6 protein-coding genes are annotated in these 5,766 nt (G+C 37.5%); 3 read left to right on the top strand and 3 right to left on the bottom strand.

Going from position 1 to position 5,766, the window contains the following annotated elements; translation table 11 throughout:
- Positions 1-58 precede the first annotated feature (58 nt).
- From rplU to Q1V95_RS16095, 3 genes are all read left to right on the top strand, one after another.
- Positions 59-475, top strand: coding sequence for a 50S ribosomal protein L21 (rplU, locus tag Q1V95_RS16085; RefSeq protein WP_300675738.1), 417 nt, complete (start codon positions 59-61; stop codon positions 473-475).
- 31 nt (positions 476-506) lie between these two features.
- Positions 507-764: a 50S ribosomal protein L27 gene (gene rpmA, locus Q1V95_RS16090; protein ID WP_079666592.1), complete on the top strand. Its 258-nt coding sequence runs from the start codon at positions 507-509 to the stop codon at positions 762-764.
- Between the two features lie 139 nt (positions 765-903).
- Complete coding sequence (locus Q1V95_RS16095) at positions 904-2,103, top strand: T9SS type A sorting domain-containing protein (protein ID WP_300675739.1); 1,200 nt, start codon at positions 904-906, stop codon at positions 2,101-2,103.
- A 56-nt stretch (positions 2,104-2,159) separates the two neighbouring features.
- Here Q1V95_RS16095 and Q1V95_RS16100 read toward each other — a convergent pair whose 3' ends face one another.
- Genes Q1V95_RS16100 through Q1V95_RS16110 form a run of 3 tightly spaced genes read right to left on the bottom strand, consistent with a single transcriptional unit; the run spans position 2,160 to position 5,705 of the window.
- Positions 2,160-2,567: an acyl-CoA thioesterase gene (locus tag Q1V95_RS16100; RefSeq protein ID WP_300675740.1), complete on the bottom strand. Its 408-nt coding sequence runs from the start codon at positions 2,565-2,567 to the stop codon at positions 2,160-2,162.
- Between the two features lie 9 nt (positions 2,568-2,576).
- The gene (locus Q1V95_RS16105) at positions 2,577-4,151 is read right to left on the bottom strand and encodes an NAD(P)/FAD-dependent oxidoreductase (protein WP_300675741.1); all 1,575 of its coding nucleotides are present in this window, start codon (positions 4,149-4,151) and stop codon (positions 2,577-2,579) included.
- A gap of 30 nt (positions 4,152-4,181) precedes the next feature.
- On the bottom strand, positions 4,182-5,705 hold the full coding sequence (locus tag Q1V95_RS16110; RefSeq protein WP_300675742.1) for an indolepyruvate oxidoreductase subunit beta family protein: 1,524 nt from the start codon (positions 5,703-5,705) through the stop codon (positions 4,182-4,184).
- Positions 5,706-5,766: the final 61 nt, after the last annotated feature.

Below are 5,766 nucleotides of genomic sequence, written 5' to 3' on the forward strand. Positions count from 1 at the left end.
CTTGTTAAATAAATTGTCTACTTTTGCACCTCGAATAATTATATAAAAATCATAAACAATGTTTGCAATTGTAGAAATAGCAGGGCTTCAATATAAAGTTGAGCAAGACCAAAAGTTGTTTGTAAACCGTCTAGCAGGAGAAAAAGGATCAAAAGTATCTTTTGACAAAGTTCTTATGACTGTTAACGGAGCAGTAACTGTTGGCGCCCCAGCTGTAAGCGGTATCGCTGTAGAAGTAGAAATCCTTGACCACGTTCAGGCTGACAAAGTAATCATTTTCAAAAAGAAAAGAAGAAAAGGTTATGCTAAGAAAAACGGTCACAGACAACAATTAACTCAAATCCAAGTTGTTTCTATCACTGGTTTTGATGCAGCTAAACCAAAGGCTAAAAAAGAATCTAAAGCGACTGAAGCTGCAGAAGAAAAAGCGCCTAAAGCTAAAAAGACTACTAAAAAAGAGGAGTCTGCTGAGTAATTAATTAATACCCAAAAAACATTAAAGTAAGATGGCACATAAGAAAGGGGTTGGTAGCTCCAAAAACGGTAGAGAATCTCACTCTAAGAGATTAGGTGTTAAAATCTTCGGTGGTCAAGAAGCTATCGCTGGTAACATCATCGTAAGACAAAGAGGTACACAACACCACCCAGGTGAAAACGTAGGTATCGGTAAAGATCATACTTTGTTCGCACTAGTTGACGGTAAAGTTGTTTTTAGAAAAAAAGCAAATAATAGATCTTTCGTATCTATCGAGGTTAATGCTTAATAATTAGCATTTGAACAATATAAAAACCCAATCTTCGGATTGGGTTTTTTGTTTTCTAAATATTAATTAAATTTTAAGCTACTTATAAAGAAAAACAACCACCAAACTTTCTACATTTACAAGCCTTAATTTCGAAATAATGAAAACAAAATTCGTCCTTTTGTTGACTTGCGGAATCTTCCTTAACCTACAAGCACAAAAAGTACTATTTGATGCTACAAAAGCAGAAATGGCAGGCAATGCCGATTGGGTAATTGACGCTGACCAACATAACTTAAAAACGGGTGTAACAGTGACGCTTGGCGGAACACAATCTAACCCACAACGTTTCCCTACACCAGACCAATCTAACATTACAGCTTCTACGTCGGAAACCTATTGGACTGGCGCACTTAGTTATTGGGCGATTGATCTTGTAAGACAAGGCATGTATGTAGAAACACTTCCTTACGATGCAAAAATAACTTACAAAGATGCTAGCAATCCTCAGGATCTTTCTAATTACGATATCTACATTGTTGACGAACCAAACATCCCTTTTACAATGCTTGAGAAACAAGCGATTCTAAATTTTGTAAAAGATGGTGGTGGTCTGTACATTATTGCAGACCACGATGTTAGTGACAGAAATGGCAATGGCTGGGACTCGCCGATGATATGGAATGACTTCTTTAATAATAATGGCATTGTTTCTAATCCATTTGGTTTCACTTTCACCAAATCTAATGTAAGCCCGACAAGCAGCAACTTTGTCCCAACAAGCACCAATCCACTAATCTTGAACGGACCGATGGGTGCTCCAAAAATGATAAAATATTCTAATGGCTCTTATATGCAAATTGATAAGAATGCCAACGCAACAGTACAGCCACTGATTTTCTCGAGTGGAATTGCGCAAACAAGTAATACAAACATTCTATTTTTAACCTCAACTTATGGTGCTGGAAAAATCGTAGGATTGGGAGATAGCTCGGTTCCTGATGACGGCACAGGAGACCCATTGGATAATTTGTATAATGGCTACACAGGTGACGCCAACGGAAATCATAGACCTTTGCTGGTAAACTCGGTAGTGTGGTTGGCTAAAAAAGAAAATATGGGAACGCAGGATAATACTTTCAACAGTGTTAAAATCTATCCTAACCCAACTGAAGACTACATCAATATTTCTGAAAAAGACTACAATCGATTTGACGTCATTGACCAAACAGGAAGATTAATGTCTAATGGTGACATCATCGAATCTAGAATCGATGTTAAAAAACTTAATTCTGGGGTTTATTATCTTGTTTTAAAATCAGATTCAAAATCCGAAACGATACGCTTCATCAAAAACTAAAAAAAATAAAGACCTCACAAATTGTGAGGTCTTTTTGCTTAATACAATATAAAAATTTATCCAGCTAGATAATCTTCCATTTTACTGCGGAGTTTGCCCCAATCTTTTGGTTGAATGCCGCCATTTTCGAAACTTACAAAAACGATAGTTCCCTCGCCTTCCAAAACCGTTTTGTCGCCAAGGTTAAAAACATATTGATAAGTACATGAGGTTTTACCAAGTTTGCTGATGTACATAGACTTGGTGATGATATCACCTAATTTTGCAGGTGACTTAAATTGTGTTTTAATATCAACCGTTGGAATCCCAGAATCCTGATGCATATTCTCGAAAGGATAATCGAGAACTTCACGAAAGAAATCCTCCATCAATCCATTTAACATCTCAAAATATCTTGGGTAAAAAACGATTCCCGCAGGATCGCAATGCTCGAAGCGGATGCGTTGTTCTTTTATAAATTTCATCTTTTAAAACTATTTTAAAGCTTGTGCAATCAAAAAGCCAGAACCACCACCAAGTCCAGGTCCAGGATGTGTTGAAGCACCACTTTGATAAAGATTCTTAATGGGTGTCGTGTGATTTTTCGTAGACTTCAAAGGTCGGAAAACCAAATACTGTTCAATCTCGCAAAGACCAGCATAAGGATCGCCACCAACAAGATTGATGTTTAGTTCACTTAAATCTTTCGGTGAAATAACCTTTCTTGCAATACAAGCCGATTTCACATTACTAATGTATTGGCTAATTCTGTCAATAATTCTGTCGGCATAAGCTTCTTTCAATTCATCAGTCCACTCACCGTTGCAAAGACGTGATAAGGTTCCTGCGGCGTCTTTCACTGGGAAATTTGGACACTCAGGAAGTTGAATCCACAAAACATGTTTTCCGTCTTTTCCGCGCGTTGGATCAGTTGCAGTTGGTTGTCCAATAGCAACCGTCGGCATCTCGGGCAACTCCTGACATTTCGCTTGAATACAGGCTTTAGAAATATCATTAATACCATCTGACAAATGGCAATAAGTAACTTTGGAAAGTGACTCATCATACCATTTTGGCTCTTCGTCCATCACAACATGGATTTGCATATTTCCCATTCCGAAACGATAGTTTTCGGCATCGTTTTTAACATCATTCGGAATTTTAGAAGATGATTTTAAAAGATTGCCATAAAGCTGTTTTGGTGTCACACTTGCCACGACATTTTTAGCTTCGTAAGTTGTTTCATCTTTTGTTCGAACGCCTTTAACAACAGTATTTGGATCAACAAGGATTTCGTCAACCTCTTGATTTAGCATAATCGTTCCGCCATTCTTTTCAATAATATTTTTGAAAGCTTCTACGATTTTATAACTCCCACCTTTTACCAATGGTAAACTCACCAACTCAACGGTAAAAGCAATAATCTTTGCCATCGTTGATGAGAAAGGACTTTCTGGCGCTAATCCTGTATGCAAAATCCACGGCGCCAAGCTTGCTTGCAATTGCTTGCCTTTGTAATATCTTGGAAAATCATTTCGCACATTCGCTACAAACGAACCGACTTTCTCCGTTGTATTTTTAACTTTATTTTTCCAAACATATTTAGCCAAATAAGTCGCCATAGATGTTGTCATCAATTCCTTTCCTAAAAAAGAAAATAACAAATCGGCATTCTGTTCGATAAAACCAATTTGATCGCGATAACGCGTTCCATCACCTTCATAAAGCTGGTTATAGGCTTGGTCATTTTTTGCTTTATCAGTTGTTATCAAAGCAAAAGATTTGTCGGACATCACCGTCCCAGTCGGCGTTGCCGTAGAAACAAACTCAATGCCTTCTTTTGCTAAATCATCTTTTAGAGCAGCATAACCTGGCGAGGTCACAAATAATGGATAAGCCGTGGAAAGCGTATCGATAATACATCCCGCCAACTCTTCACTTCGAATACAGCCACCCAAAAATTCGGTTCTTTCTAAAAGTAAAACAGACTTGCCAGCTTTCGCCAAAAGACTTGCACAGACCAAGTTATTAATTCCACCTCCTACAAGAATAGTATGATAATTCGGCATAAAATTGCTTTTTATTAAATTATTAAAAACCTACAAACTCGCAATAAGTTTTTCGGTTTCTTTTTTATCATGATTCTGAATCGCCACCGATAAAATGTGTCTAACTTTTTCTTCAATTTCAGGAACATTCATATTGTCCGCTGCATATTTGTTAAGCATCGCAAATTTGGAATGTCCTTTTTTATAAGTGTCACCGTAACCTTTTTTCAATCGATAAGAATTGGCAACTTCCACCGCCAAATTGTAGTTAACTTTTGCGATGGTTTTAATCCTTTCGAGCCACTGATCGACATTTTCCATTTCCTCAAAATGACGAAACGTTTTCATTCTCCAACCACGCATTCCGCCCATCACGTACAACATCAAAAAGTTAAACAATCCTGTGGAATGCATTCTTCTATCTTTGTCAAATTTGCGTTTGTAGAAATCGCGCATTTTAGCGTTGTCAATATATTTTAAACCCATTTTCGCAGGCAAGAATCCAATAACTTCTTCGTAGCCTGGATGCAGATAATCGAGTGTGTTGACAATTTCGTTCTCTTTGGCACCAACCTGTTGATAAACCTCCTTTTGACGGCACTTTTTGGTCTTTTCATCAGAGACAAAAATCAAGTCATCATAAGCCATCCCAACGGCTAAATTTTTCGCTGTTTGTCTGGTCAATTGATAGCCTTTGTCAGCAGAATCCAATTGCAGAATTTGCGCAACTTTATCTAAATAAACTTTCCCGTATTTTAAATCCTGAAACTCGACAACATGATTGAGTCCATGCCAAATGACATCATGTGTTTCTTTCGGAAACTTTGATTTTATCTCTTCTAAAACTTCACTTAACTTTTTAGATGAAACCGATGTTGGAAGTGCTTGAAAAACCGCAGGACGCATATCTGGAAGATAAGGTTTTGGTTGTGACGTAAAATCTTTGATGTATTGAAAAGCTTCATTAAAAGAATTAACACTTTGCTTAATCCCTTTTCCACCCGAAGTTTCGATAACTTTGATAAATTCTTCTTTAGAAAAAGGAAGCGTTCCGCTAGCTGCCAAAGCCCCGAACATACTCGACGAAATAATACTTCCGTTTTTGCTCGCAATTAATTTAAGATTTCCAAAAAGAGATTTTTTAGAATATTTTTCTGTCATTTCAAAAATACGTGCTCCATCGGCAATACCGTCGCCAGCACTTTCTTTTTCACGAATCGCCAAATTACGATTGGTAGAAAAAATCATCGTCGTTTTCTTTGACACAAATCCACGTTGAATAGAGCGTCCAGCTTCCATCAACTCGGTCGCCATCAAAATATCCACATCATGTGGACCTGGCATTTGTGAAAGCACAGGTGTTTTTTCGGCAACGTTATCTTGAAGATTTTTAGTCGGAAATAATTCGATATAATAAACAGTTGCGCCCGTCCTCTGAGCCACACCAGCGATATAAGTGTACTGAACAAAATAGCCATTGTTCTCAGCAAGTTGCGCAATCCAACCTGTCAGAACGCCGCCACCATCACCGCCAACTGCTAATAATGCTATTTTAATAGGTTCTAAAGCTCTCATGCCAATTGTCTTTTTTTCTCTCTTCTTTTTTGTAAATAACTAAAAATATTTTGCTTCACAT

It is taken from the genome of Soonwooa sp. (assembly GCF_030151385.1).
Lineage (GTDB): Bacteria > Bacteroidota > Bacteroidia > Flavobacteriales > Weeksellaceae > Soonwooa.